This is a genomic window from Hydrogenophaga sp. LT287 (genome assembly GCF_055702805.1).
Genome location: NZ_JBVPZC010000020.1, coordinates 20,225 through 45,342 on the forward strand (window position 1 = coordinate 20,225; position 25,118 = coordinate 45,342).

Here is a 25,118-nt window from a genome sequence, read left to right on the forward strand (position 1 = left end):
GACTGGGGATGTTCTACAAAACCCCCAGAAACGAAAAAGCCCGGCATGGAACCGGGCTTTTTACTTGAATGATTTGGGGTGGCTGATGGGGCTCGAACCCACGACAACAGGAATCACAATCCTGGACTCTACCAACTGAGCTACAGCCACCGCAAGCCTTGAATTATAGCGTGAAGAAAACCGGATTTTGGGCTCTCCTCGCAGATTCCTTGCTCAACGGGCTGGCGCTTCTGCCGGTTTGGGTGCTGGCACCTTGATTTGCACCTTGAACCGCTCTTTCAACGTGTCGTAGTAAGCCAGGCTTTCAGCAGAAGACCACCACTGGCTGTATTGCTCCGTTTCTTGCACCAAGGCTTGTGCATCACGCGGTTGGCGCGGCAGCACTTTGTCCACCTTGACAACGGCATAGCCTTGCTCACCCAAGCCGACGCCAACCCAGGCGGGCAGCTGCTTGGGGTCGGCACTAAGGGCGGCGTTCAACACGGGGCCAGCAAGGCCTTGGGCGTTGTCGCGCGACACCACCAGGGCAGCGGACAGGCCTGCAGCGTCCGTACCGGTTTTCCAGGCTTCCAGCTGTTTTGCACCGGTTTCGCGAGCCAGTTCGGCTGAGCGCTGGGCCAGCAGGCGCTGGCGCACGCCTTCGCTCACTTCGGCCAGCGGCCGTGTGCGAGCGGGTGTGTAGTTAACCATGCGGGCCGAAACCAGCTGACCGGACGCCGTCTCGATGGCTTCGGTGTTGCGTTTTTTCTCGATCGAGTCGGCTGCAAACACGGCGTTGATCAAACGTTCGTTGGTCCACGGACCAGCGCCGCCTTGAGGCTGGCGGGTCAGACCCTTAACGGTTTGCAGGTCGAGCTTGAAACGCTCAGCCGCAGCGGTCAGGTTGTCGCCTTGCTCGTAAACGAAGTTGCTGAATGCTTCGGCGCTGTCGGCAAAGAGCTTCTGGGCCTGCTGCTTTTTCAAATCGGCTTCAATTTCAGCGCGCATGCTTTCAAAGCTGCGCTGCGGTGGCGCTTTGATGTCGGTCAGCTGGATGATGTGGAACCCGAACTCGGTTTCCACCAGGTCTGAAATGGCGCCTTTTTGTAGCGCAAAGGCAGCATCTTCAAAGGCCTTGACCATCGAACCGCGGGCAAAGAAATCCAGATCGCCACCGTTGACGGCAGAGCCTGGGTCTTGCGAGTTGGCCTTGGCCACGTCGGCGAAGGTTTGGGGTGCGGCCTTCACCTGTGCCAGCAGGGCTGCGGCTTTCTCACGCACGGCGGCTTTGTCCGCTGCAGAGGTGCCGGGCGCCAAGGTCAACAGAATGTGGCTGGCACGGCGCTCTTCGTTGCCCGACAACCGCGAGGCGTTTTGGTCGTAGTACGCACGCACCTCCGCCTCGGCGAGCGCGACGTTCTTTTGCAGCGTGGCGGTGTCCAGCACGAGGTATTCCACATCGGCCTGCTCTTGTGACTGGAACAAGGCGGGGTTGGCGTTGTAGAAGGTCTCAATGTCGGCATCGGACAATTCGACACGTGCGGCAAAGTCGCTGGGGGCAAACCGCGCCACCTGGACCTCGCGCTGTTCGAAAAAGGCGTCTAGCGCCACTTTGGCCAGGCCCTGGGGGGCAAAGCCCGAGCCCTGAATGCCCTGGGCGACCTGGCGCTGGGAGAGGTCGGCACGCACCTGGGCTTCGAACATCTCGGGCGTCATGCCTTGGCGGCCCACCAGCTGCCGGTAGGCTTCAACATCGAGCGTACCGTCGGGACGGCGCAGGGATGCGATGACTTCGTTGTCCTGAAGGTCGCGGGCCAGGCGCTGGTCGCTGGTGTACAGGTTGAGCTTTTGAGCGGCCACAGCCAGAACGCGCTGGCGCACCAAGCGCTCCAGCGTCGCGTAGCGCGCTTCCTCGCTGTCCAGCAGTTTGGCGTCCAGCGTGGGCATGGCTTCGCGCAGCCGCTGCGACTCGGCCTGGTGGGCCTGGTCCCACTCCAGCTGGGTGATTTCTTCACCATCCACCGTGGCCACCACGGCACCGCGTTGATCCGATTCGTTGAAGCCCTGGACACCGAACAAGATGAACGAAGGAATGATCAGAATCAACAAAAAGCCCATGAGGTACTTTTTGTGGGTGCGGATGGTATCGAACATGCCTTGAAACCCTGAAACAACAAACAGACGGCAGCCTTGGTGCGCTGAACCGCAAAAAAAAAGGCGAACCCGGGTTCGCCTTTTCGATGGTGTGGTGGGTGCTGACGGGGTCGAACCGCCGACCTACTCCGTGTAAAGGAGCCGCTCTGCCAACTGAGCTAAGCACCCCACCGAAAACGGGGGACGCGCTTCAGTTCAGCGCGTCCTTCAATGCCTTGCCCGGACGAAACTTCGGGACTTTGGCGGCCTTGATTTTAATCTCTTCGCCGGTGCGGGGATTGCGACCCTTGCGAGCGGGACGTTTTGTGACAGCAAAAGAACCAAAACCCACCAGAGAAACGGTACCGCCTTTTTTCAGCGTGGTACGGATTGCGGTGATGGTGGAGTCCAGTGCACGCGTGGCAGCCGCCTTGGATATATCGGCATGCTTGGCGATGTGCTCGACGAGTTCTGTTTTATTCACAAAAAGCCCCTCTTGAAATGAATGAAAAATCCGTGTGAACGGCTGGCTGGCGAAGAGCGGCGCGGTGGCCGAAGGCTCAAACCAGGTCGTTTCTGCCGCGTTGCTGCAGCACACCGACTGCAACAAACGTCTAGCGATTAGACCCATGGGCCAAGAGCCCTGTCAATATGCCTTGGGCAATGGAAACGGCTGTCAGCGCGGAAGGCGAGATTCTAGACGTATTTGAACCTCGGACCTGTCGCGCAGCGTGAAATATGCCGCGAAACCTGAGCAAGACCGGCGCCTGCGTGTGCGCCCAAGAGCGCACGCATCACGGTCAAGCCAGCAAGGCTTCGGCGATGGCGCGGCCAACGTCGGCGGTGCTGGCGGTGCCACCCAGGTCAGGCGTGCGTGGCCCACCCGAGGCGGGCTGCAAGACCGACTCAATCGCCTGCATCACCGCATCGTGCGCGCTGCGGTAGCCGAGGTAATCAAGCATCATGGCACCACACCAGATCTGGCCAATCGGGTTGGCAATGCCTTTGCCGGCAATGTCGGGCGCCGAGCCGTGCACCGGCTCAAACAGCGACGGGTACTTTCGCGTCGGGTTCAGGTTGGCGCTGGGCGCAATGCCAATGGTGCCGGTGCAGGCAGGACCCAGGTCCGACAAGATGTCACCAAACAGGTTGCTGCCCACCACCACGTCAAAGAAATCGGGGCGCTGCACAAAGTGGGCGGTCAGGATGTCGATGTGGAACTTGTCCACCGTCACGTCCGGGTATTCCTTGGCCATCTCAGCGACGCGTTCGTCCCAGTAGGGCATGGTGATGGCAATGCCATTGCTCTTGGTGGCGCTGGTAAGGTGTTTCTTCGGGCGCGAACGGGCGACTTCAAACGCGTAGCGCAGCACGCGGTCCACCCCAATGCGCGACATCACCGTTTCCTGCACCACGATCTCGCGTTCGGTGCCGGGGTACATGCGCCCGCCGATGCTGGAGTACTCGCCCTCGGTGTTTTCGCGCACGATCACCATGTCGATCTCGCCGGCCTGGCGAGGGCTGCCGTCGCGGCGCACCACCGGCGCGGTCACGCCGGGCATGAGCTTGGCGGGGCGGATGTTGACGTATTGGTCAAACTCGCGGCGAAACAGCAGCAGGGAGCCCCAAAGCGAAATGTGGTCGGGCACCTTGTCGGGCCAGCCCACGGCGCCGAAGTAAATGGCGTCGTGCCCGCCGATTTGTGCCTTCCAGTCGTCCGGCAGCATCTTGCCGTGCTTCTCGTAGTAGTCGCAGCTCGAAAAATCAAAATGATCGAACTGCAGTGCGATGTTGAATTTGGACGCGGCGGCCTCCAGCACACGAAGGCCCTCGGGCATGACTTCGGTGCCGATGCCGTCTCCGGCGATGACTGCGATGCGGTGGGGGGTGCTCATGGGGATGTCCTGTCAATCAAACGGGGAAGCCTGCACAAACCGGTGCGAGGCGGTGAGCACGAGCTTAAGCCGCACTGAGGCAATAATCCAGCAATTGATTCATTCCAAAAAGAGAACAATTGGACCGCCCTGACCTCGAACTGGTGATCGCCGTGCGCCAGCATGGCAGCCTGGCCGCTGCGGCCAAGGTGTTGCAAGTGGCGCCCTCGGCCGTGACCAAACGCCTGGCCGCGTTGGAAGCCCAACTCGGCCTGCGCCTGTTCCAGCGCACCACGCGCCGCGTCAGCCCGACCGCCGAAGGGGAAACGCTGTGTGAGCGCGCAGCCGATTTGCTGCGCGGCTTCGAAGCGGTGGAAGCCGAGTTGCGTGAACGACAGACCGAACCGGCCGGCCCGATTCGGCTCGCCGCCACGTTTGGCTTTGGCCGCTTGTGGTTGGGCCCTGCCCTGGCACATTTTCAGGCCAGGTACCCGGCGGTGGACCTGCAGCTGCAACTGACCGAGCAATTGCCCGATCTCGCGGTGGAGGGTTTTGATGGCGCCATCTGGCTGTGGAACGCGCCGGGTGACCGGGCAGCCGAGTGGGTTTCGCGTCGGCTCGCCTTCAACCAGCGGGTGCTGGTGGCTGCGCCCCGCTACCTGAACGCCCACGGCACACCCCGATCGCTGCAAGACCTGAGCCGCCACGCTTGCTTGCTGGTGCGCGAAAACGGTGGTGCGCCGGGGCAGCGGTTTGACCACTGGCGGCTACAGCGCGAGGGCGAAGCCGTGGTGCACCACACGCTGGTGCGCGGGCCGCTGTCCAGCAATTCGGGTGAAATGGTGCGCGACTGGTGCCTGGCAGGCCACGGCATCATGCTGCGCAGCCTGTGGGACATTGCGCCCCAGCTGCAAAGCGGTGCGCTGGTCCGGGTGCTGCCCGCCTACGCCATGCCCGACGCCGACATCCACTGGCTCGCGCCTTACCGGGCGCAGGTGCCGCGGCGCATCCGGCTGCTGGTGGACTTTTTGGCCGACAACTTCAGCCGTGAGCCCTGGAAGCTCAAGCCGGCTTGGCCGGCCGAACCACCAGGCTGACGCCGAAGGCCGTGAGAGCGATGCCCGCCACCGTGACGGCGGTGATGGGTTCGTCAAACAGGCCCCAGGCGATCAACGCTGTGCAGGGCGGCACCAGATACATAAGGCTGGTGACCGAGGCTGCCGCACCGCGCTGGATCAGCATGTAGAGCAACGAGCTGCCACCCACCGTGAGCCCCAGCACAGACCAGGCCATGGCGCCGGTGAGTTGCCAGTTCAACCCCGCAGAGGCATCCATCCAGCGCATGGCCTCCAGCTCCAGCAGCGCCAGCGGCAAGGTGACCAGCAGCGCGGCCAGCAGCTGCACGGCATTGGCGGTGCGCACGTCGCAGGTAGTCACAAAGCGCTTTTGGTACAGCGCGCCCACGGTGATGGCAAACAAAGCCATCACCGCGAAGGACAGATTGAGCCAGCTGGCCTGGTCACCCGGGCCACCTGCGCCAAACTTGCGGGAAACCACCAGCACAAGGCCCGCAAAGCCCAGCAACAGCCCCAGCCACTGCCGCCGCGACACCTTGGATCCGGTACCCGAGAGCCAGATGGCGGTGAGCACCGGCTGGATGCCAACAATGAGCGCCGACAGCCCAGAACCCATGCCCGCCTTGACTGCCGCCCAGACGCCACCCAGATAACCCGCGTGCATCAGCACACCGGTCACGGCCAGGTGCATCCACTGTGTGCGGTTCACGGGCCACTTCACGCCTGAAAACCAGATCCAGGGCAGGAAACACAGGATGGACAGCGCGTAGCGCACGGCCAGAAATTTCATGGGCGGTGCGTGCGGCATGCCGTAGCGGGCGACGATGAAACCGGTGCTCCAGATCAGCACAAACACCCAGGGCATGGCGCGCAGCCAGGCGTTGTCTTTGGCGGGAACGGTCATGTTTGAAGCGGTGAGGCGCAGCCGAGCCGGGTGCAGCGCATCAGCGCGACCGGGCGCGGATCTCGGGCAAGGCTTTTTGCAGGTAGTACACCATGGACCAGACGGTCAGCACGGCCGAAATCCAGATCAGCCAGGTGCCCCAGACATGGGTGTCGATGAAGCCCAGCAGATGGCCGTCAAACAGCAAAAAGGGAATCGCCGTCATCTGCACCGCGGTCTTGAGCTTGCCCACCATGTGCACAGCCACACTTTTGGTGGCGCCGATGATGGCCATCCATTCGCGCAGCGACGAAATGGCGATCTCGCGGCCGATGATAATGAGCGCCACAAACACGTCGGCGCGGTCCAGGTGCACCAGCACCAGCAGGCTGGCGCAAACCAGAAACTTGTCGGCCACCGGGTCCAGAAACGCGCCAAAGGCCGAGGTCTGGTTGAGCTTGCGGGCCAGGTAACCGTCGGCCCAGTCGGTGGCGGCAAACACCACAAACAGCACCGTGGCGATCAGGTTTTGCTGCGCCGTGCTCACCCCTTCCAGGTAGAACACCCCGACGATGAGTGGTATGGCGACAATGCGCGCCCAGGTCAGCAGGGTGGGAAGGTTGAAAAACATGGCGTGATTATGGGGGAGCTTTGAATGCGCAAGCCTTGCAGCCGCTCAGTGCAGCGCCCGGTAAATGGTGTCGGCCAGTTCGCTGGAAATACCTTCGACCGTGCACAGGTCTTCCACGCTGGCCGAAGCCACCCCGCGCACACCGCCAAAACGCTGCAACAGGCGGGCGCGTTTCTTGGGGCCCACACCGGGTATGTCTTCAAGCTTGCTGCCGCCGGTGCGCACCTTGGCGCGCTGGGCGCGCATGCCGGTGATGGCAAAACGGTGTGCTTCATCGCGAATCTGCGCCACCAGCATGAGCGCGGCAGAGTCAAAACCCAGATAGACCTTGTCGCGGCCGTCGGCAAACACCAGTTCTTCGAGGCCCACCTTGCGGCCCTCGCCTTTCTCCACGCCGACGATGAGCGACAGGTCCAGGCCGAGCTGCTGGAACACCTCGCGCGCCATGCTCACCTGGCCTTTGCCGCCATCAATCAGCACCAGGTCGGGCATGCGCGGGCCGGTGGGCAGGCCAGTCTGGGCATCGGGTGGCGTTGCGGTTTCGTCGGCGTCGACCACACCTTCGGCCAGCGCCGGGGCCTGGGCCGCGCCGCCTGCTGCGGCAGCTTCTTCGCGCAACGCCTCGGAAATCTTGCCGTAGCGGCGCAGCAGCACCTGGCGCATGGCGGCGTAGTCGTCGCCACCGGTGATGCCTTCGATCTTGTAGCGCCGGTACTGGCTGTTCTGCATCTTGTGGTCTTCAAACACCACGCAGGACGCCTGTGTGGACTCGCCGGCCGTGTGCGAAATGTCAAAACACTCGACGCGCAGCGCGCCCAGATCGTCGTCGGGCAAGCCCAGGGCCTCGGCCAACGCACGGGTGCGGGCCTGCTGCGAGCCCTCTTCGGCCAGCAAGCGCGCCAAAGCAATGTCGGCGTTGGTTTGTGCCATGTCGAGCCAGATTCGGCGGTGCTCACGCGGGTGGTGCACCGCGTTGATCTTGGCGCCGGTCTGTTCGGTCAGCGCGTCCAGCAGCGGCTTGCCCACCGGGTGGCTGGTCACCAGAATGTGCGGCATGGCCGTGCCCAGGTAGTGCTGGGCAATGAAGGCTTCGAGCACCTGCACCGCCACGCGCTCGGCTGGGTCGGTTGCCGCGTCACTGGCCGGTGTGTCTTCCGACATCAGACGCTCGATCTGGGTGGCGTCTTCCACATGGGCCGGGAAATACGGCCGGTCACCGAGGTGGCGGCCGCCACGGATCATGGCCAGGTTCACACAGGCGCGCCCGCCCAGCACCTTGACCGCGAGCACATCCACGTCTTTGTCCGACACGTTGTCCACCGCCTGCTGGTGCAGCACGCGCGATAAGGCCGCCATCTGGTTGCGAATCTCGGCGGCCTGCTCAAACTCCAGTTTCTCAGCGTGCGCCATCATCCGTTGCTCCAGCGCGTCCAGCACGGCCTGGGTTTCGCCGCGCAAAAAGCGCTCGGCATCGGTCACGTCGCGGCCATAGGCTTCCATGTCGATCAGGTCCACACAAGGGCCGGTGCAGCGCTTGATCTGGTACAGCAAACACGGCCGCGTGCGGTTGGCAAACACGGTGTCTTCGCAGGTGCGCAAGCGAAACACCTTTTGCAACAGCGTGATGGACTCCTTCACCGCCCAGGCGCTGGGGTATGGGCCGTAATAGCTGTGGCGCTTGTCCACCACGCCGCGGTAATAGGCCATGCGCGGGAACGCCAGCGAGGGCACGGGCAAACGGCCTGCCGTGCGAAAGGTTTCGCGCGTGCCGGTGATCTTCAAATAAGGGTAGCTTTTGTCGTCGCGAAACAGGATGTTGAACTTGGGGTTCAACGTCTTGATGAGGTTGTTTTCCAGCAGCAGCGCCTCGGCCTCGGAACGCACCACCGTGGTTTCCATGCGCACGATCTTGCTGACCATGTGGCCAATGCGCGTGCCGTCATGGTTTTTCTGAAAGTAGCTGCTGACGCGCTTCTTCAGGTTGCGCGCCTTGCCCACATAGAGCAACTGGCCCTGCGCGTCGAAATAGCGGTACACGCCGGGCAAGCCCGGCAAGGCCGCCACTTCGGACAGCAGGGCGGCGCTGTGGGGCGATGGGGCGTGGCCCGGGGCCGCGTCGGGCGCGGCGGGCGTGTGGTCTTCGGTCATGCGGGGTTCAGGTTGGGCGCGGCTGCAGGCGTTCGCGCAGCCATTGGGCAAAGGCATCTTCCGACAGGTCGCCGGCGGCCAGGGCGAGCGTGGTCAACACGCAATCGGCGTCATCCGCCACGAGCTGGTGTCCGTTGAGCCAGAGAAACAACTCAACCGCCACGAACGCGGTGCGTTTGTTGCCATCCACAAACGGGTGGTTGCGGGCCAAACCGTAGCCATAAGACGCCGCCAGGGCCGCCACATCGGGCTCGCCATACGATGCCAGGTTGTGCGGTCGGCTCAGCGCTGAATCGAACAGGCCTTCGTCCCGGACGCCAGGGGCGCCACCGTGCTCGGCGAGCTGCTCCTCATGCACAGCCAGCATCGCCAGGCGATCCAGCCAGATCCAGTGCTCGGTCATTTGGCCAGCTCGCGCAATACTTGCCGACGCTCCTTCATGATTTTTCGCGCGGCATCCATCTGGGTTTCAAAATCAGCGTTGTACGGCGACAGGTTGACCCCGTGAGCCGCTTCGGTCACAAACACCGTGTCGCCCTTTTCCAGCTTGAGCCGCGCCAGCAGTTCCTTGGGCAAGATCAGGCCAACCGAGTTGCCGATCTGGGTGAGTTTGAGTGTGGTCATGGTGAAACCCCTGCGTTGTAACGGTTGTTATATTAACGGTTTCAGCACCGCAACACCATGCCCCCAGCCAACAACGCACCCACCAACGAGGTCACAGCCCAGCGCCCTGCGAACGCGCTGAACTGGGACGTGTTTTGCCACGTCGTGGACAACCTCGGTGACATCGGCGTGTGCTGGCGCTTGTGCGCCGACCTGGCCGCACGCGGGCAAACCGTGCGGCTTTGGATCGACGCGCCCGACGCCCTGCGCTGGATGGCCCCCGGCGCAATGCAGGGTCGCGTCCAGGGCGTGCGGGTACTGCACTGGACAGACCCACTGGCGCCGGAACTGCTGCCCGCTTTGCCGCTGGCAGACGTCTGGGTAGAAACCTTCGGCTGCCGCCCGCCACCCGAAGCCCAGGCGCACCGGGCTGCCGCCATGGCTGCTGGTGGCTGCGCGCCGGTGTGGATCAACCTCGAATACCTGAGTGCCGAGGCCTATGTGGAGCGCTCGCACCGCCTGCCGTCCATGGTCTCCAGCGGGCCGCTGCGTGGCGTGAGCCAGTGGTTTTTCTACCCCGGTTTCACGGCGGCCACCGGTGGCTTGCTGCGCGAGGCCGACCTGGCCACGCGGCAAACTGCTTTCAGAGCCCCTCAGTGGCTGGCGGCCCAGGGCCTGGCGCCTGGCAAGCAACGCCGCGCCAGCCTGTTTTGCTACGAACCCGCGGCCCTGCCCGTGCTGCTGCAACAAGCCGGCCAAGACACCGCCAGCGACTGGCTGGTGACCACCGGGCGCGCCACCGAAGCCGTGAGCGCCGCGCTGGCAACAGGCCTGGACACGGGGCACGCCGCCCTGCACCACTTGCCACGCCTGACCCAGCGCGACTTTGACCACCTGCTCTGGGCCTGCGATCTGAATTTCGTGCGCGGCGAAGACTCGCTGGTGCGCGCCCTGTGGGCTGGCCAGCCCTTTGTGTGGCACATCTACCCGCAACACGACGACGCCCACCACGCCAAGCTGGAAGCGTTTTTGGACTGGCTGCAAGCACCCGATTCGCTGCGCGCCTTGCACCGCATCTGGAACGGCATGACCCCAGCGCACAGCGTGTGGCCGGGCTGGGAAGTGGTGGACAGCTGGCGCCCCTGCGTGCTGGCTGCGCGCGCTCGGCTGCTGGCTCAGCCCGACCTCACCAGCCAGTTGCTCGAATTCGTGGCCGAAAAGCGATAAAATTCAAGGCTTTGCAGAAAACTGGAGCGCCAGACCCCGGCGCCCGCTTTCTGACTGCCATCTGCTTAGCCGCACAGATCGCCCCTATCAGCACAGTTCCCGGGTTTGAGCCCATACAAGGAACACGCGGCCCAACTGTTGGAAACCTTATGAAAATCGCTCAAGAACTCCGCGCCGGCAACGTCATCATGCACGGCAAGGACCCGATGATCGTTCTGAAAACCGAATACGCCCGCGGCGGCCGCGGTGCAGCCACCGTGCGCCTGAAGCTCAAGGCCTTGCTGAACAACATGGCCACCGAAGTGGTGTGCCGCGCCGACGACAAGATGGACCAGATCATTCTGGACAAGAAGGAGTGCACCTACTCTTACTTCGCCGATCCAATGTATGTGTGCATGGATGCTGACTACAACCAGTACGAAGTCGAAGCCGAAAACATGGGCGACGCGCTGAACTACCTGGAAGACGGCATGACCGTTGAAGTGGTGTTCTACGACGGCAAGGCCATCTCGGTCGAACTGCCCACCAGCGTTGAGCGCGTGGTCACCTGGACCGAACCCGCTGTCAAAGGCGACACGTCCGGCAAGGTGCTCAAGCCCGCCAAGATCGCTACCGGTTTTGAAGTGGCTGTGCCGCTGTTTGTGGCACAAGACGACAAAATCGAGATCGACACCCGCACCGGTGAATACCGCAAGCGCGTCTGATCCCATTGCGGTTTTCTGCGATCCGTTAAAAAGGCTCCCTTGGGAGCCTTTTTGCATTTTTTCAACACCCGTTCACCCGGCTTTGCTGCGTGAACCCACAAGGACCTCGCATGGAAAATACCCAAAACCTAACCGAACGCCGCCTGGCCGACGCCTGGGCCGAACTGCAAGCACAGGCCAACAACGGCACGACTCTACAAGCCGACGCCTACCGCCTGGCCTTTGCCGACCCCGAATTTTTGCTGCGCCGCGAAACACGCGGACTGCGCTTTCAGCTGGAAATGCTCAAGCCCGATCTGGCGCAGCAAGAGCTGGGCATTGAAAACACGATCGTGGTGTTTGGCAGCGCCCGATTTCGGGAAACCAGCGAAGCACAAGCCTTGCTGGACCAGGCGGAGGCTTCGGGCGATGCCCTGGCCATTGACCGCGCCAAGAAGTTGCTGCGCAATGCGCCCTACTACGACCAAGCCCGTGAATTCGCGCGTACCGTGGCGCGATACAGCGCCCGCTGTGAAAAGGCGGGTGTGCCCGAAGACCGTTTGTTCATCTGCACCGGCGGCGGCCCGGGCATCATGGAAGCGGCCAACCGCGGGGCGCACGACGAGGGCGCGCTCAACGTGGGCCTGAACATCGCCCTGCCCCACGAGCAATCGGCCAACCCGTACATCTCACCCGAGCTGAGCTTCAAGTTTCACTACTTCGCGCTGCGCAAAATGCATTTCATGATGCGCGCCAAAGCGCTGGTGGCCTTCCCTGGCGGCTTTGGCACGCTGGACGAACTGTTTGAGGTGATCACCCTGGTGCAGTGCAAAAAAGCCAAGCCAGTGCCCATCGTGCTGTTTGGCACCGACTACTGGAAGCGCCTGCTCAACCTCGATCTGCTGGTCGAGGAAGGCACGATTTCTGAAGAAGACCTGAAGCTGTTCGTGTTTCTGGACGACCCGCAATTGGCCTGGGAACACATCATGAAGTTCTACGATCTGCCCCAGGTCTGACACCGCGTCCCAACACCCAGAGCGGACAGTCAATCGCTCCAGCCACCGCCCAGCGCCTTGTAGAGCGCCACCTGGTTTTGCTGTTGGGCCAGGCGGGTCTGGGTCAGGCCTTGCTGGGTGACAAACAAAGACCGCTGGGCATCCAGCACGTCGAGAAAACTCGACACACCATTGCGGTAACGCAGCTCGGCCAGCCGGAAACGCTCGGCTTCGGCGGTGGCCTGGGCTTGCTGGGCGCGCAACTGCTCGCCCAGCGTGGCGCGGCCCGCCAGTGCGTCGGCCACTTCGCGGAACGCGCTCTGAATGGCTTTTTCGTACTGCGCCACGGCCACCGCACGGGCAGCATTGGCGCCGTCCAGACCCGCCTGGTTGCGCCCCGCATCAAAAATGGGCAGTAGCGCCTGCGGCGACAGCGTAAAGCCCCAAGAGCCGTCTTTGAACAGGCCCGACAGGTCGCTGCTGGCGGTGCCCACGCTGGCCGTGAGGGCGATGCGCGGGAAAAACGCAGCGCGCGCCGCGCCAATGCTGGCGTTGGCCGCCATCAGTTGCTGCTCGGCCTGGCGAATGTCGGCCCGGCGGGTGAGCAGGTCTGAAGGGAGGCCGGCGGGCACGTCGCGAAACAGCGGCCGGGTGGTCACTTCTCTGGCAGCGGGCGCAACCAGCGCCGTGGGCAGCGCTTGCCCCACCAGCAGCGTGAGGGCATTGAGGTCGAGCGCACGCTGGCGCGATTGCTGGGCCAGCGCGGCCTGCGCAGCGGCGGTCAGCGACTCGGCCTGGCGCAGGTCCAGCGCCGACGTAGCGCCGTTGTCAAACCGCAGCTGTGTGAGCCGCAACGAGTCGCTGCGCGTGGCCAGCGTGCGCTGTGTCAGCACCAGCAACTCGTCGTTGGCCTGCAGGCTGAGCCAGGTGCTGGCCACCGCGGCCACCAGGCTGGTTTGGGCCGCGTCCCGGGCGGCTTCGCTGGCCAGGTATTGCGCCAGCGCCGCTTCTTTCAGGCTGGCGATGCGCCCAAAAAAGTCAATTTCCCAGCTGCTCATGGCCAGGCCCACGCTGTAGCTGCTGCTGATGCCACCACCGCTGGCTGGCTGGCGGTTGCCACCGGCGGCCAGGTTGAGGTTGGGCACCTGGTCGGCCTGGCGTATCTGGTACTGGGCGCGCACCTGGTCGATGTTCAGCGTGGCCATGCGCAGGTCGCGGTTGTTTTGCAAGGCCATCGCGATCAGCTCGCGCAGGCGCGGGTCGGTCACGAAGTCGGCCCACGCCAACGGGGTGGCAGCCGCAGCCCCGGGGGCTGCGCCGGGCCAGTCGGTGGCCACCGGCGCGGCCGGTCGCTCGTAGACCGGCATCAGTGAGCAACCGGCCAGCACAGCGGCCGCAGCCAGCGCTGTCAGCAGGCTCGCCGGGCGGGTGCGGCTCGGGGTTTTGTTATCGGTCATCGGTATGCACTCCCATGTGGGCCGCCTGTTCCGCGTGTATGCGGCGCTGCCGTTCACTGTCTTTGAAGATCGTTCGCACCACCACGAAGAAGATGGGCACAAACACCACCGCCAGCACCGTGCCGGTCAGCATGCCGCCGATCACCCCGGTGCCGATGGCACGCTGGCTGGCGGAACCGGCGCCACTGGCCAGGGCCAGCGGCAGCACGCCCAGCGTGAACGCCATCGAGGTCATGACGATGGGGCGAAAACGCAGGTGGGCCGCAGCCAGCGCCGCTTCCACCACGCTCTTGCCCTGGGCTTGCAGGTCTTTGGCGAACTCGATGATCAGGATCGCGTTTTTCGCCGAGAGCCCGATGATCGTGATCAGCCCGACCTGGAAATACACGTCGTTCGAATACCCGCGCAGCAGCGTGGCCAGCAGCACACCCAGCACGCCCAGCGGCACCACCAGAATGACCGAGAGCGGTATCGTCCAGCTCTCGTAGAGCGCCGCGAGGCACAGGAACACCGCCAGGATGGCGAACGCGTACAAGATGATGGCCTGCGAACCCGCCAGCTTTTCTTCGCGCGACTGACCGGTCCACTCGTAGCCAAAGCCCTGGGGCAGCTGGGCCGCCAGCTTTTCCATTTCGGCAATGGCCGCGCCGGTGCTGAAACCGGGGGCGGCGCTGCCGCTGATGCGCATGGACGGGTAGCCGTTGTAGCGCACGGTTTGCATGGGTCCGGTCACCCAGCGGGTGGTGGCAAAGGCCGACAGGGGAACGGCCTGTGCGCGGTTGTTCAGCACCGTCAGGCGCAGCAAGTCGTCGGGCTGCATGCGGGCGGGCGCGTCGGCCTGCACCACCACGCGCTGCAGGCGTCCAGCATTGGGAAAGTCGTTCACATAGCTCGACCCCAGCGAGGTGCCAATGGCGCTGCTGATGGCGTCAAAGCCCACCCCCAGCGCATTGGCCTTGTCGCGGTCAATGTCCAGCTGCAGCTGCGGCGCGTCTTCCAGCCCTTCCGGGCGCACCTGGGCCAGCACCTTGCTTTGCGAGGCCATACCCAGCAGCTGGCCGCGCGCGGCCACCAAAGCGTCGCGGCCCAAACCGGCGCGGTCTTGCAGGCGGAAGCTGAAACCCGACGACGACCCCAGTTCGGGAATGGGCGGCGGACTGAGCGGGAAGATGAACGCGTCGCGGATACCAGCCAGGCCGCCAAAGGCGCGGCCCGCCAGGGCTTCGGCCGAACTGCCCGGGCCGGTGCGCTCGGACCAGTCTTTCAGCGTGACGAACGCCAGCGCGGCGTTTTGGCCTTGGCCCGAGAAGCTGAAGCCCAGCACGCTGACCATGCTCTGCACTTCGGGCTGCTTGAGCATGAACCCTTCCACCTGCTGCATCACGTCGAGCGTGCGCTCGCGCGTGGCGCCGGGTGGCAACTGCACGTTCACCAGCATCGTGCCTTGGTCTTCACCGGGCAAAAAGGACGTGGGCAGGCGCATGTAGACCACCACAGCGGCGGCCACGATGGCCAGGTAAATGACCAGGGTGCGCCCAGCGCGCGGCAGCAGCTTGGCCACGCCGCCTTCATAGCCCTTGGCGGTGCGCGCAAAGGCGCGGTTGAACCAGCCAAAGAAACCCTTTTTCTCGTGGTGGTGGCCCGCTTGCACCGGCTTGAGCAAGGTGGCGCACAAGGCCGGCGTGAGCGACAGCGCCATGAAGGCCGAAAACGCAATCGACACGCCCATGACGGTGGCGAACTGTCGGTAGATGTTGCCCACCGAGCCGCTGAAAAACGCCAGTGGCACAAACACCGAAATCAGCACCACCGTCACGCCAATGATGGCGCCCGAAATCTGCCCCATGGCCTTGCGCGTGGCCTCCAGTGGCGGCAAACCTTCTTCGCTCATGATGCGCTCGACGTTTTCCACCACCACAATGGCGTCGTCCACCACGATGCCGATCACCAGCACCATGCCGAACATGGTCAGCACGTTGATGGAAAAACCCAGCGCGAGCAGCACCGCAAACGTGCCCAACAGCGCCACCGGCACCACGATGGTGGGAATGATGGTGTAACGGAAGTTCTGCAAAAACAGGAACATCACCAGGAACACCAGCAGCACGGCTTCGGCCAGGGTGATGACCACCTTCTCGATGGAAATCTTGACGAAGCGCGAACTGTCGTAAGGAATGGCCCAGCTCATGCCTTGGGGAAAGAAGCGTTCCAGCTCGGTCATCTTGGCGCGCACCGCGTCGGCTGTGGCCAGCGCGTTGCCGCTGGGCGAGAGCTGCACGCCGATACCGGTGGACGGCTTGCCGTTGAGGCGCGCCGAGGTGGCGTAGGCCTGTGCGCCCAGCTCGATGCGGGCCACGTCTTTCAGCCGCACCTGAGAACCGTCGGCATTGGCACGCAGCACCACGTTGCCAAACTGCTCCACCGTGCCCAGCTGGCCATTGACCACCACGGTGGCCGCAATGCCCTGCCCCGCCACATTGGGCAGCGCCCCGATTTCACCGGCGGACACCTGCGCGTTTTGCGCGCGAATGGCCGCGGTCACGTCGGCAGCACTGAGGTTGAAACCGAGCAGTTTGGTGGGATCGATCCAGACGCGCATGGCGCGCTCGGTGCCAAACAGCTGGGCCTGGCCCACGCCGGGCAGGCGTTGCAGCTCAGGCAGTACGCTGCGCGAAGCGTAGTCGCCCAGGGCCACGGGGTCCCAGGCCGGGTCGTCGCTGGACAAAATGGCGAACAGCAGGAAGTTGCTGCGCGCCTTGTCCACCCGCACGCCCTGCTGCGTCACCGCCGAGGGCAGGCGCGGTGTGGCACGCGAGAGGCGGTTTTGCACGTCCACCTGTGCCAGGTCGGCGTTGGTGCCAGCCTCAAAACTCAGCGTGATCGCACCGGTGCCGTTGGCCTGGGCCACGGCTTCCATGTAGATCAGACCGGGCGAGCCGTTCATTTCCTGTTCGATCACGGACAACACGCTGTCTTCCAGCGTTTTGGCCGATGCGCCGGGGTAGGACGCGTTGATGACGATGGCGGGCGGCGCCACCGGCGGGTACTGCGCAATGGGCAGCTGGGTGATGGACACCGCGCCCAACACCATGATGAAGAGTGCAATGACCCAAGCAAAGATGGGTCGGTCAATAAAAAATTTGGCCATGTCAGTTTCCGCCGAGCCGCCGCAAGGCCGCTGAAGCCCCCATGGGGGGCAGTGAACAAAGTGAACGTGGGGGCGCGATCATTGGGCGCTCCTCATTTGGCTGGAGCGGCTGGCGCTGCCACGGCACTGCCGGGCGCCACCCACGGCACAGCCTTCACCGGCGCATCGCCGCGCAGCTTCTGGAAACCGTCCACCATCACCTGCTCACCGGCTTGCAAACCGTCCAGCACGACCCACTGGCCGCCCTGCTGGCCGCTCACCTTGACCGGGCGCGGGCTCACCTTGCCATCGGCGCCCACCACCATCACCGAGTCGCCCTGGGCGGACCGCGTGACCGCTTGCTGCGGCAGGGTGAGTGCGTTGCCGGCTGTGGCCTGCTCCAGGCGCACGCGCACATACAAACCGGGCAACAGCATGCCGGTGGGGTTGGGCACCTCGGCGCGCAGCGTCACCTGGCCGGTGGTGGCGTCCACGGTCAGGTCGGAAAACAGCAGGCGGCCCGCGCGTGCGTATTCGCTGCCGTCGTCCAGCACCACCTTGACACTGGCTGCACCGGCGCCAGCGCCTTTGAGCTGACCGCTTTCCAGTGCGCGCTTGAGCTTCATGGCCTCGGCCGCCGACTGGGTGAAGTTCACGTACATCGGGTCCACCTGCTGGATCACCGCGAGCTGGGTGGCTTCGCCCTGCCCCACCAGTGCGCCCTCGGTCACCAGCGCCCGGCCAATGCGGCCTGAAATGGGCGCGGTCACATTGGCGTAGTTCACGTTGATGCTGGCCGTCTGCACGGCCGCTTTCGCCACCGCCACATCGGCTTCAGCCGCTTTTTGGGCCGCCACCGCGTTGGCATATTCCTGCTGGCTGATGGCGTTTTCAGCCATCAGCGGCTTGTAGCGCTCGGCCAGCGCCGTGGCCTGGGCCAGGTTGGCCTGGGCCCGGGCCTGGCTGGCCTGGGCGCTTTGCAGCGTGGCCTGGTAGGGCGCGGCGTCAATGCGAAACAGCGACTGACCGGCCTTCACATCGCTGCCTTCGCTGAACAGGCGCTGCTGCAAAATGCCGGCCGCCCGTGCCCGGACCTGCGCCACGCGTGAGGCCTCCAGTCGGCCGGGCAACTCGGTCACCAGGCCCACGTCGCCCGGTGCCACGGTGACCACCCCCACTTCGGCCGGCGGCATGCCGCCTCCGGGTGCACCCGGGCCCGCGGGCGGCGTGCTCTTGCCGCATGCGGCCAGCAGCGTTAGAGCCACCACCGCAACCGCAGAAAGACGCCACAGAGAATGTGCGCCTGCGCGCACGGTTGAAACGGAAGGTGCGTCGGCGGCCAACGCAATGGGGCTCAAGGCGGACATGGGATTCCTTGGACGGAGAAAAATGGGGGGTGCACGCAGTGGACAACGAGGGGAAACCATGTTTCACAAAACGCGAAGCTGCGCAGTATACATACATCCTTGAATGTATGTATAGTTCATGCTGTTGACCCGATGCCCACACAGGAGATAGACCATGGTTCGCCGCACCAAAGCCGACGCGCAGGCCACGCGCAGCAGCCTGCTGGATGCCGCCGAGCACCTGTTTCAGGCTCAGGGGGTTTCACGCACGTCGCTCAACGACATCGCCACCGCCGCAGGCACCACGCGGGGCGCCATCTACTGGCACTTCAAGGACAAGGCCGATCTGTTCAACGCCATGATGGAACGCGTGTCGCTGCCGATCGAAGAAACCCTGGCCTGCAGCGCACGGACCCACCAGGCACAACCCAACTCGCTGGGCGCTCTGCGCAATTCGCTGGTGAACGCACTCGAAAAAACCGCCCACGACGAACAAACACGCCGGGTGTTTGAAGTCGCCACGCACAAAGTGGAATACGTGGCCGAGATGCAAGCGGTGCGCAACCGCCACCTGCTGGTGCGCAACACCTGCATGGCCATGACCCAGCAAGCCCTGGAACAGGCCGGCCTGCAAGCCCGCCTAACTCTGGCCGTGCCGCTGCACAGCGCAGCGCTGGGGCTGCATGTGTTGGTAGACGGTCTGATCCAGAACTGGTTGCTGGACCCGCAGGCCTTTGACCTCGTGGTCTTTGGCCAGCAGGCCATCGATACCTACCTGCGGGGGCTGGGCTTCAGCCTGGACGGCGCTCTGGCACCGCGTCTTTCGGCACCGGCGCCCGCGATGCCAGCTTGAGGTGAAGCGCCGCCTGGGCCATGAGGTTGGCCGAAACGGGTGCCGTGACGAACACAAACAGCGTGATCAACAGCTCGGCGATGCCGGGCCGGCCCTGGCTGAAAGCCATGATCATGGACGCAATCAGCACACCGCCCACACCCAGCGTGGATGCTTTGGTGGGCGCATGCAAACGCATAAAAAAGTCGGGCAAGCGGGCCAGCCCGATGGAGCCCACCAACAGGAAGAACGCCGCGATCACAATCAGCACAGCCGCAGTCCATTCGATCAGGGGATGCATGTTCACTCCTTCATTCCACCACGTCGCCGCGGCTCAGGTAGCGCGCCAGCGCCACGGTAGAGGCAAAGCCCAACATGGCCACCAGCAAGGCCGCTTCAAACAGCAGCGCGGTGTTCCAGCGAATACCCAGCATCACAATCAGCGCCACCGCATTCATGTACAGCGTGTCCAGTGCCAGCAGGCGGTCGGTCATTTCGGGCCCGCGCAACAGGCGCCAGCCACACAACACCACGGCCACGGTCACCGCCGCCACGCCAATGTTCAGTGCAATGTCCAGTACGTTCATGCGGCTCTCCCGGCGTTGGTACCTGCGCCCTGCCCTGCGTCGCGGGGCTTCTGGCCAAATATTTGAAGCAAAGGCGCTTCGTAACGCGTTTTCATGTCGTCGATCATGGCCTGGGCGTCGTCACAGGTCAGTGCGTGCACCAGGATTTCCCGCCGCTGCTCGTCCACCACACACGACACGGTGCCGGGCGTGGTCGTGATGATGGTGGCCAACAGCGCATTCACGCGCGGGTGGTCGCAGGCCAGCGGCACCGGCAGCCAGGCGGGCTGCATGCGGGGCAAGGGGCCGAGCACCAGCTTGGCCACGGTGATGTTCGACAACACGATGTCCTTGAGCACCACTGCGGTGAGCCGCACCGCAGCCCACCAGTCGATCCGGGCGTGTTCATCCAGGAAAGGGTGCAACAGGCGCGGCACGATGAGGGCAATCAGCAAGGCCGACAGCAGGTGCACCGGCTCCAGGCTGTGCGAGAGCGCGAGCCAGCTGGCGCCCAGCAGCAACGAGAGCAAGGGATGGCTCAACCAGCCGGGCTTGCGCCGGGGTGCGTGGGGTGACGAGGGGTTCGGGTTCATCGGGTCTCCTCGGTGCCGGGGGTGGTTTCAGCGGGCGCGGGCACAGCGGCGGGCGAGCGGGTGCCGTCATAAGGCCGGGTGGTGGACGCGGGCGCACCGTCGGTCACGCCCAGCACCGCGCGGGCGTAAGCGGCCTGGTCGACCAGCTGGCTGGCGGCTGCGTCGGTGTAGCGCTTCACGGGTGAAGCCAGCACCGCCATGGCCAGCGTCAGCGCCATGAAGGCCCACACGGCCGACAGCAGCTTCAGGCTGGAGCCAGAGCTGGGGTTGCCCGTGCCTTCGTCGGGCTGCACATGCCAGAACACAATGACCCCGGCGCGCGCCAAACCCACAATGGTGAAGAAACCGACCGTGAGCACCACCGTCCAGACCCAGGCCTGCGCAGGCAGGCCCGAGGTGCTTTCCAGAATCATCAGCTTGCCCAGGAAGCCCGGCAAAGGTGGCAGGCCTGCAACCGACGCGGCGCCAAAAATCATCATCAGCCCCAGCAACACCGGCTCACGCACGGCTGCGGCGGGCCGCAACTTGTCCAGCGCGTCACCGCGCTGGGCAGCCATGAGCTCAACCAAGAGGAACAGGCCGGCGATCACCACCGTGCTGTGAAGCGTGTAGTACAGCGCAGCTGAGAGGGTTTCGGTCGAATACAAACCCACACCCGCCAGGATGGTGCCCACCGATGAAACGGTGAGGTAAGCCACCAGACGGCCCATGCTGTGCGCGGCCAGCGCGCCCAGCACACCCAGCACGCTGGTGGTCAGGGCCAGCGGCAGCAGCCAGGCTTCAGCGGCAAAGGCAGCCTCGCCGGCTTCGGCACCAAAAATACTCCAGTGCACGCGGATGATGCTGTACACCCCCACCTTGGTCATGATGGCAAACAGCGCCGCCACCGGCGCGCTGGCCGATGCGTAGGTGCCAGGCAACCAGAAGTACAGCGGCACCAGCGCCGCTTTCAGGCCAAACACCACCAGCAGAATCAACGCTGCGGCCCGCGCCAGCACGGCGTTTTCGCCCGTGAGCTGGCCCACACGCAGGGCCACGTCGGCCATGTTGAGCGTGCCGGTCACGGCGTACACCAGGGCCAGCCCGATCAAAAACAGCCCCGAAGCCGCCAGGTTGAGCACCACGTAGTGAATACCCATGCGAAACCGCTCGCGCCCCTGGCCGTGCACCAGCAGCACATAAGAGGCGATCAGCAGCACCTCGAAAAACACAAACAGGTTGAACAGGTCACCCGTCAGGAAGGCGCCACACAGCCCCATCAGCTGGAACTGGAACAGCGCGTGAAAGTGCCGACCCCGGGTGTCCCAACCGCCCGTGGCGTACCAAAGCACCGGTACGGCCACCAGGTAGGTCAGCAGCACCATGAGCGCTGAGAGGCGGTCCAGTACAAGCACGATGCCAAACGGCGCCGGCCATTCGCCCAGCTGGTACACCAGCAGCTCGCCGCCGCTGGCGTGGCGCACCAGGTTGATCGCCATGAACAGGCCCAGCAGCACGGACGCCATGGCCAGCCTGCGGCCCCAGCGTTGGCGGCTGTTCGCCTCGCTGCCGCCAGTGCCAGCCGGATCGCCGAGCAACAACAGGGCCACAGCCATGAACACCGGCAGCAACACCGACAGCACGGGGGCGTGCTGCAGCCAGAAAGCAGAAATCACGTCAAACATCAGGACTGACCTCCGCGCTTGGAGGCCGGTGCCGGCGTCGAACCACGGTAGCCCGGCGCGTGGCCAGGCTCGTGCCCGTCCACATGGTCGCTGCCACTTTCATGGCGGCTGCGCAGGGCCAGCTCGATCACAAAACCGGTGGTGGCAAAGCCGATCACGATGGCGGTGAGCACCAGGGCTTGCGGCAACGGGTCGGCCACCGGCCCTTCGCCCACCAAGATGGGCTGCGCGTTGGACCACAGGCGGCCCATGGCGAAAATGAACACGTTCACCGCGTAGCCAAACAGCGACAAGCCCAGCACCACGGGAAAGGTGCGGCCGCGCAACATCAGGTAAATGGCGCAGGCGGTGACAAAGCCGATGCCGGTGGCCAGCAAAAATTCCATGCTCATGTGGGTTCCTTGGTGTGTCTCACGGCCGTGCAAGGGAATGGTGAATACCGTCGGATGGCGTCGTTCATGCGGCAGACTCCGGCTGGCGTGGGCTGGCGGGCTGAGCGCCTTCGCGGCTCACGGTGCCCAGCACCGAGATGGTCAGCAGCGTGGCGCCCACCACCACGAGGTAGACGCCCAAGTCAAACAGCGCGGCAGACGCCAGCGGCAGGTCGCCCAGCAAAGGCACATGCGGGTGGCCGTGGGCGCTGGTGAGGAACGGACGCCCCCACACAAACGCGCCCACACCGGTGAGCCCGGCAATGCCCAGGCCGGCACCGATCCATTTCACAAACCGGCGTCCGGCCTGGCCGCGCAGCAGCGACTCGGCCTTGGCCTGCCCCATGGACATGAACTGCAGCACCAGCGCCACGGCCGTGATCAGGCCGGCGATGAAACCACCGCCCGGCAGGTTGTGGCCACGCATGAAGATGTAGATGGTGAACACCAGCGCCACTGGCAGCACCACCGCGGCCGCCACGCGCAACAGCAGGGGCTGCTCGGCAAAGGTCCAGCTGCGGCCATCGGTGTCGGCCAGAGGGCGGCGCGTGCGCATGCCTTCCATGAGCGCCAGCACGCCAATGGCGGCAATGCCCAGCACGGTGATTTCACCGAACGTGTCGTAACCCCGGAAGTCCACCAGGATCACGTTGACGACGTTGGTGCCGCCGCCCACGGGCATGGACTTTTCCAGGAAATACCAGGAAATGGAGTCGTGGTCGCGGGTCAACAGCACCCAGGCCAGCCACGACATGCCCGCACCACCCGCCAGCGCCAGGGCGCCGTCGCGCACGCGGCGCAGGCTGCTGGACTCGCGCGGCGAGTGCTGGGGCAGCAAAGCCAGGCCCATCAGCAGCAGCACGGTGGACACCACCTCCACCGACAACTGGGTCAGCGCCAGATCGGGAGCCGACAGGCTCACAAAGGTCAGCGAGGTGACCAGACCCACCACGCCCACCAGCACCACCGACTGGAACCGCAGGTGGTGCGTCAGCACCAGGGTCACGGTGGTGGCCGCCAGCAGCAGCCAGATGGCCATGGCCAGGGGCGAAGCCGGCAACAGCTCGCGCGGGCCGGTGCCCATGGCCGAGCCGCTGCCCAGCACGGTCACGGCCACCACGGCGATGGCAGCACCCACCGTCCAGGCCAGGTAGTGCTGCAAAGAGCCGCTTTCCAGCCGCAGCGAAATGCGCCCGGCCATGGAAAACAGGCCATCGATCAAACCGTCAAATATCTGCCGCCCGGTGGCGGGGCCAAACCAGGCTTCGGACTCGATGCGGTGCAGCCGCTTGCCCTTGGCCAGCAGCAGGTAAAGGCCCACGCCCGCCACGAGTGCGATGGCACTCATGAGCAGCGGCAGGTTGAAGCCATGCCAGATGGACAGGTGGTATTCGGGCAGCGGTTTGCCGGCCAGGGCCGTGGCCGCCACGTCGACCAGCGGGCCAAAGGTGATGGCCGGGAGCAAGCCCACCACAATGCACATGGCCACCAGCAGCATGGCCGGCAGCTTCATGCCCAGCGGGGGCTCGTGCGGGTGTGTGTTGGGCACGTCGCCCAGGGGCCCGTTGAAATACGTGTCGTGCACAAAGCGCAGCGAATACGCCACGCTGCAAATGCCGGCCAATGTCACGGCAGCCGGCACCAGCCAGGCCCAGACGCCCGCTGTACCCACCACCGCCTCGGTGAAGAACATCTCTTTGGACAGGAAGCCGTTGGTCAGCGGCACACCGGCCATCGAAGCGGCCGCCACCATGGACAGGGTGGCCGTCCACGGCATCAGCGCCCACAAGCCACCGAGCTTGCGCATGTCGCGGCTGTGGGTTTCGTGGTCCACGATGCCGGCGATCATAAACAACGAGGCCTTGAAGGTGGCATGGTTCAGCACATGGAACACCGCCGCCACAGCAGCCAGCGGCGAGCCTAGACCCACCAGAAAGGTGATGAGCCCGAGGTGGCTCACGGTGGAGTACGCGAGCAGGCCTTTCAGGTCGTGTTTGAAGATGGCGATGAAGGCCGCGAACAGCACCGTGATCAGGCCCACGGTGGTCACGATCACCTCAAACCAGCCCGATCCCGCCAGCACCGGGTACATGCGCATGAGCAGGAAAACGCCCGCTTTCACCATGGTGGCCGAGTGCAGGTAGGCCGACACCGGCGTGGGTGCGGCCATGGCGTCGGGCAGCCAGAAATGGAACGGAAACTGCGCGCTCTTGGTGAAGGCGCCGATCAGAATCAGCAACAAGGCGGGCACAAACATCGGGTCGGCCTGGATGGCGGCCACGTTGCCCAGCATGGCGCTGAGTTCGTAGGTGCCCGCAATCTGCCCCAGCAGCACAAAGCCACCGAGCATGGCCAGGCCGCCGCCACCGGTCACGGCCAACGCCTGGCGTGCGCCGGCGCGGGCATCGGGCCGGTGGCTCCAGTAGCCCACCAGCAAGAACGAAGACAGGCTGGTGAGTTCCCAGAACACCACCAGCAGCAACAAGTTGTCGGACAGCACCACGCCCAGCATGGCGGCCATGAACAGCATCATCTCGCTGTAGAACTTACCCACCGAGTCTTTGGGGCTCAGGTAGAAGTGCGCGTAGATGACAATCATCAACCCGATGAACAAGATCAGGCCAGCGAACATCATGGACAGGCCGTCCAGCCTGAAGGTGAGGTTCAGTCCGATCTCGGGCACCCAGGCCCAGGCGTTCATGATGACGTCGCCCGCCATCACCGCTGGCGCCTGGCTCAGCAGCAGGCCCAGGCTCGTCGCGGTCACGGCGCCAGCCGCCAGGGCGGTGAGCAAACGCGACCTCGATCCGAGCCAGAAGGTGGCGGCGGTACCCAGCAAGAGCGGAAGTAAAACGATCAATAACAGCACG

Annotated in this window: 22 protein-coding genes and 2 tRNA genes; 5 read left to right on the forward strand and 19 right to left on the reverse strand. The window is 64.4% G+C overall.

Annotated features, from left to right (window positions below; all coding sequences use genetic code 11):
- Positions 1-74: 74 nt before the first annotated feature.
- The 5 genes from AC0GNR_RS14105 to AC0GNR_RS14125 form a co-directional block, all read right to left on the reverse strand.
- Positions 75-150, reverse strand: a tRNA-His gene (locus tag AC0GNR_RS14105).
- A gap of 63 nt (positions 151-213) precedes the next feature.
- Complete coding sequence (locus AC0GNR_RS14110) at positions 214-2,133, reverse strand: SurA N-terminal domain-containing protein (protein ID WP_472901559.1); 1,920 nt, start codon at positions 2,131-2,133, stop codon at positions 214-216.
- Positions 2,134-2,225: 92 nt separating this feature from the next.
- Positions 2,226-2,301 (reverse strand) — tRNA-Val (locus tag AC0GNR_RS14115).
- 22 nt (positions 2,302-2,323) lie between these two features.
- Positions 2,324-2,596: an HU family DNA-binding protein gene (locus AC0GNR_RS14120; protein ID WP_077330314.1), complete on the reverse strand. Its 273-nt coding sequence runs from the start codon at positions 2,594-2,596 to the stop codon at positions 2,324-2,326.
- Between the two features lie 316 nt (positions 2,597-2,912).
- Entirely contained in the window at positions 2,913-4,007 is a 1,095-nt protein-coding gene (locus AC0GNR_RS14125; protein WP_472901560.1) for a tartrate dehydrogenase, read from the reverse strand.
- 119 nt (positions 4,008-4,126) lie between these two features.
- Between AC0GNR_RS14125 and AC0GNR_RS14130 the strand changes: the two genes are divergently transcribed.
- Entirely contained in the window at positions 4,127-5,083 is a 957-nt protein-coding gene (locus AC0GNR_RS14130) for a LysR family transcriptional regulator (protein WP_472901561.1), read from the forward strand.
- On the opposite strand, the gene AC0GNR_RS14135 is transcribed toward AC0GNR_RS14130, so the two are convergent.
- The 5 genes from AC0GNR_RS14135 to AC0GNR_RS14155 are packed head-to-tail and all read right to left on the reverse strand — an operon-like array spanning position 5,049 to position 9,348.
- On the reverse strand, positions 5,049-5,966 hold the full coding sequence (locus AC0GNR_RS14135; protein WP_472901562.1) for a DMT family transporter: 918 nt from the start codon (positions 5,964-5,966) through the stop codon (positions 5,049-5,051). The genes AC0GNR_RS14130 and AC0GNR_RS14135 overlap by 35 nt on opposite strands.
- 40 nt (positions 5,967-6,006) lie before the next feature.
- The gene (gene pgsA, locus AC0GNR_RS14140) at positions 6,007-6,576 is read right to left on the reverse strand and encodes a CDP-diacylglycerol--glycerol-3-phosphate 3-phosphatidyltransferase (RefSeq protein ID WP_472901563.1); all 570 of its coding nucleotides are present in this window, start codon (positions 6,574-6,576) and stop codon (positions 6,007-6,009) included.
- Positions 6,577-6,621: 45 nt separating this feature from the next.
- On the reverse strand, positions 6,622-8,724 hold the full coding sequence (gene uvrC / locus AC0GNR_RS14145; RefSeq protein WP_472901564.1) for an excinuclease ABC subunit UvrC: 2,103 nt from the start codon (positions 8,722-8,724) through the stop codon (positions 6,622-6,624).
- A gap of 7 nt (positions 8,725-8,731) precedes the next feature.
- A complete protein-coding gene (locus AC0GNR_RS14150; RefSeq protein WP_472901565.1) occupies positions 8,732-9,127 on the reverse strand; it encodes a type II toxin-antitoxin system death-on-curing family toxin in 396 nt (131 codons plus the stop codon).
- Entirely contained in the window at positions 9,124-9,348 is a 225-nt protein-coding gene (locus tag AC0GNR_RS14155; protein ID WP_291067047.1) for an AbrB/MazE/SpoVT family DNA-binding domain-containing protein, read from the reverse strand. The genes AC0GNR_RS14150 and AC0GNR_RS14155 overlap by 4 nt, the downstream gene beginning before the upstream one ends.
- A 57-nt stretch (positions 9,349-9,405) precedes the next feature.
- Between AC0GNR_RS14155 and earP the strand changes: the two genes are divergently transcribed.
- From earP to AC0GNR_RS14170, 3 genes are all read left to right on the forward strand, one after another.
- A complete protein-coding gene (gene earP, locus AC0GNR_RS14160; protein WP_472901566.1) occupies positions 9,406-10,554 on the forward strand; it encodes an elongation factor P maturation arginine rhamnosyltransferase EarP in 1,149 nt (382 codons plus the stop codon).
- A gap of 149 nt (positions 10,555-10,703) precedes the next feature.
- A complete protein-coding gene (gene efp, locus AC0GNR_RS14165; RefSeq protein WP_304830694.1) occupies positions 10,704-11,258 on the forward strand; it encodes an elongation factor P in 555 nt (184 codons plus the stop codon).
- 110 nt (positions 11,259-11,368) lie between these two features.
- On the forward strand, positions 11,369-12,253 hold the full coding sequence (locus tag AC0GNR_RS14170; RefSeq protein WP_472901567.1) for an LOG family protein: 885 nt from the start codon (positions 11,369-11,371) through the stop codon (positions 12,251-12,253).
- 29 nt (positions 12,254-12,282) lie between these two features.
- Here AC0GNR_RS14170 and AC0GNR_RS14175 read toward each other — a convergent pair whose 3' ends face one another.
- The 3 genes from AC0GNR_RS14175 to AC0GNR_RS14185 all read right to left on the reverse strand — a co-directional run bounded on the left by AC0GNR_RS14175 (position 12,283) and on the right by AC0GNR_RS14185 (position 18,183).
- Positions 12,283-13,689, reverse strand: a complete 1,407-nt coding sequence (locus tag AC0GNR_RS14175) for an efflux transporter outer membrane subunit (RefSeq protein WP_472901568.1) — start codon at positions 13,687-13,689, stop codon at positions 12,283-12,285.
- Positions 13,679-16,837, reverse strand: a complete 3,159-nt coding sequence (locus tag AC0GNR_RS14180; protein WP_472901569.1) for an efflux RND transporter permease subunit — start codon at positions 16,835-16,837, stop codon at positions 13,679-13,681. Before AC0GNR_RS14180 ends, AC0GNR_RS14175 begins: the two co-directional genes overlap by 11 nt.
- Before the next feature lie 92 nt (positions 16,838-16,929).
- Positions 16,930-18,183 (reverse strand): efflux RND transporter periplasmic adaptor subunit, encoded by a 1,254-nt coding sequence (locus AC0GNR_RS14185; RefSeq protein ID WP_472901570.1) that lies wholly within the window; start codon positions 18,181-18,183, stop codon positions 16,930-16,932.
- A gap of 154 nt (positions 18,184-18,337) precedes the next feature.
- On the opposite strand from AC0GNR_RS14185, the gene AC0GNR_RS14190 reads away from it, so the two are divergent.
- Positions 18,338-19,015: a TetR family transcriptional regulator gene (locus AC0GNR_RS14190; protein WP_472901571.1), complete on the forward strand. Its 678-nt coding sequence runs from the start codon at positions 18,338-18,340 to the stop codon at positions 19,013-19,015.
- Here AC0GNR_RS14190 and AC0GNR_RS14195 read toward each other — a convergent pair.
- The 6 genes from AC0GNR_RS14195 to AC0GNR_RS14220 all read right to left on the reverse strand — a co-directional run bounded on the left by AC0GNR_RS14195 (position 18,954) and on the right by AC0GNR_RS14220 (position 25,117).
- Positions 18,954-19,295 (reverse strand): Na+/H+ antiporter subunit G, encoded by a 342-nt coding sequence (locus tag AC0GNR_RS14195; protein ID WP_472901572.1) that lies wholly within the window; start codon positions 19,293-19,295, stop codon positions 18,954-18,956. The two genes, AC0GNR_RS14190 and AC0GNR_RS14195, sit on opposite strands and share 62 nt — an antisense overlap.
- Before the next feature lie 10 nt (positions 19,296-19,305).
- Positions 19,306-19,581, reverse strand: a complete 276-nt coding sequence (locus AC0GNR_RS14200) for a K+/H+ antiporter subunit F (protein ID WP_472901573.1) — start codon at positions 19,579-19,581, stop codon at positions 19,306-19,308.
- Positions 19,578-20,153, reverse strand: a complete 576-nt coding sequence (locus AC0GNR_RS14205) for a Na+/H+ antiporter subunit E (protein ID WP_472901574.1) — start codon at positions 20,151-20,153, stop codon at positions 19,578-19,580. The genes AC0GNR_RS14200 and AC0GNR_RS14205 overlap by 4 nt, the downstream gene beginning before the upstream one ends.
- The gene (locus AC0GNR_RS14210) at positions 20,150-21,817 is read right to left on the reverse strand and encodes a monovalent cation/H+ antiporter subunit D (protein WP_472901575.1); all 1,668 of its coding nucleotides are present in this window, start codon (positions 21,815-21,817) and stop codon (positions 20,150-20,152) included. The genes AC0GNR_RS14205 and AC0GNR_RS14210 overlap by 4 nt, the downstream gene beginning before the upstream one ends.
- Positions 21,817-22,203 (reverse strand): Na+/H+ antiporter subunit C, encoded by a 387-nt coding sequence (locus tag AC0GNR_RS14215; RefSeq protein WP_472901590.1) that lies wholly within the window; start codon positions 22,201-22,203, stop codon positions 21,817-21,819. The genes AC0GNR_RS14210 and AC0GNR_RS14215 overlap by 1 nt, the downstream gene beginning before the upstream one ends.
- Before the next feature lie 70 nt (positions 22,204-22,273).
- Positions 22,274-25,117, reverse strand: coding sequence for a monovalent cation/H+ antiporter subunit A (locus AC0GNR_RS14220; RefSeq protein WP_472901576.1), 2,844 nt, complete (start codon positions 25,115-25,117; stop codon positions 22,274-22,276).
- Between the last annotated feature and the right edge of the window lies 1 nt (position 25,118).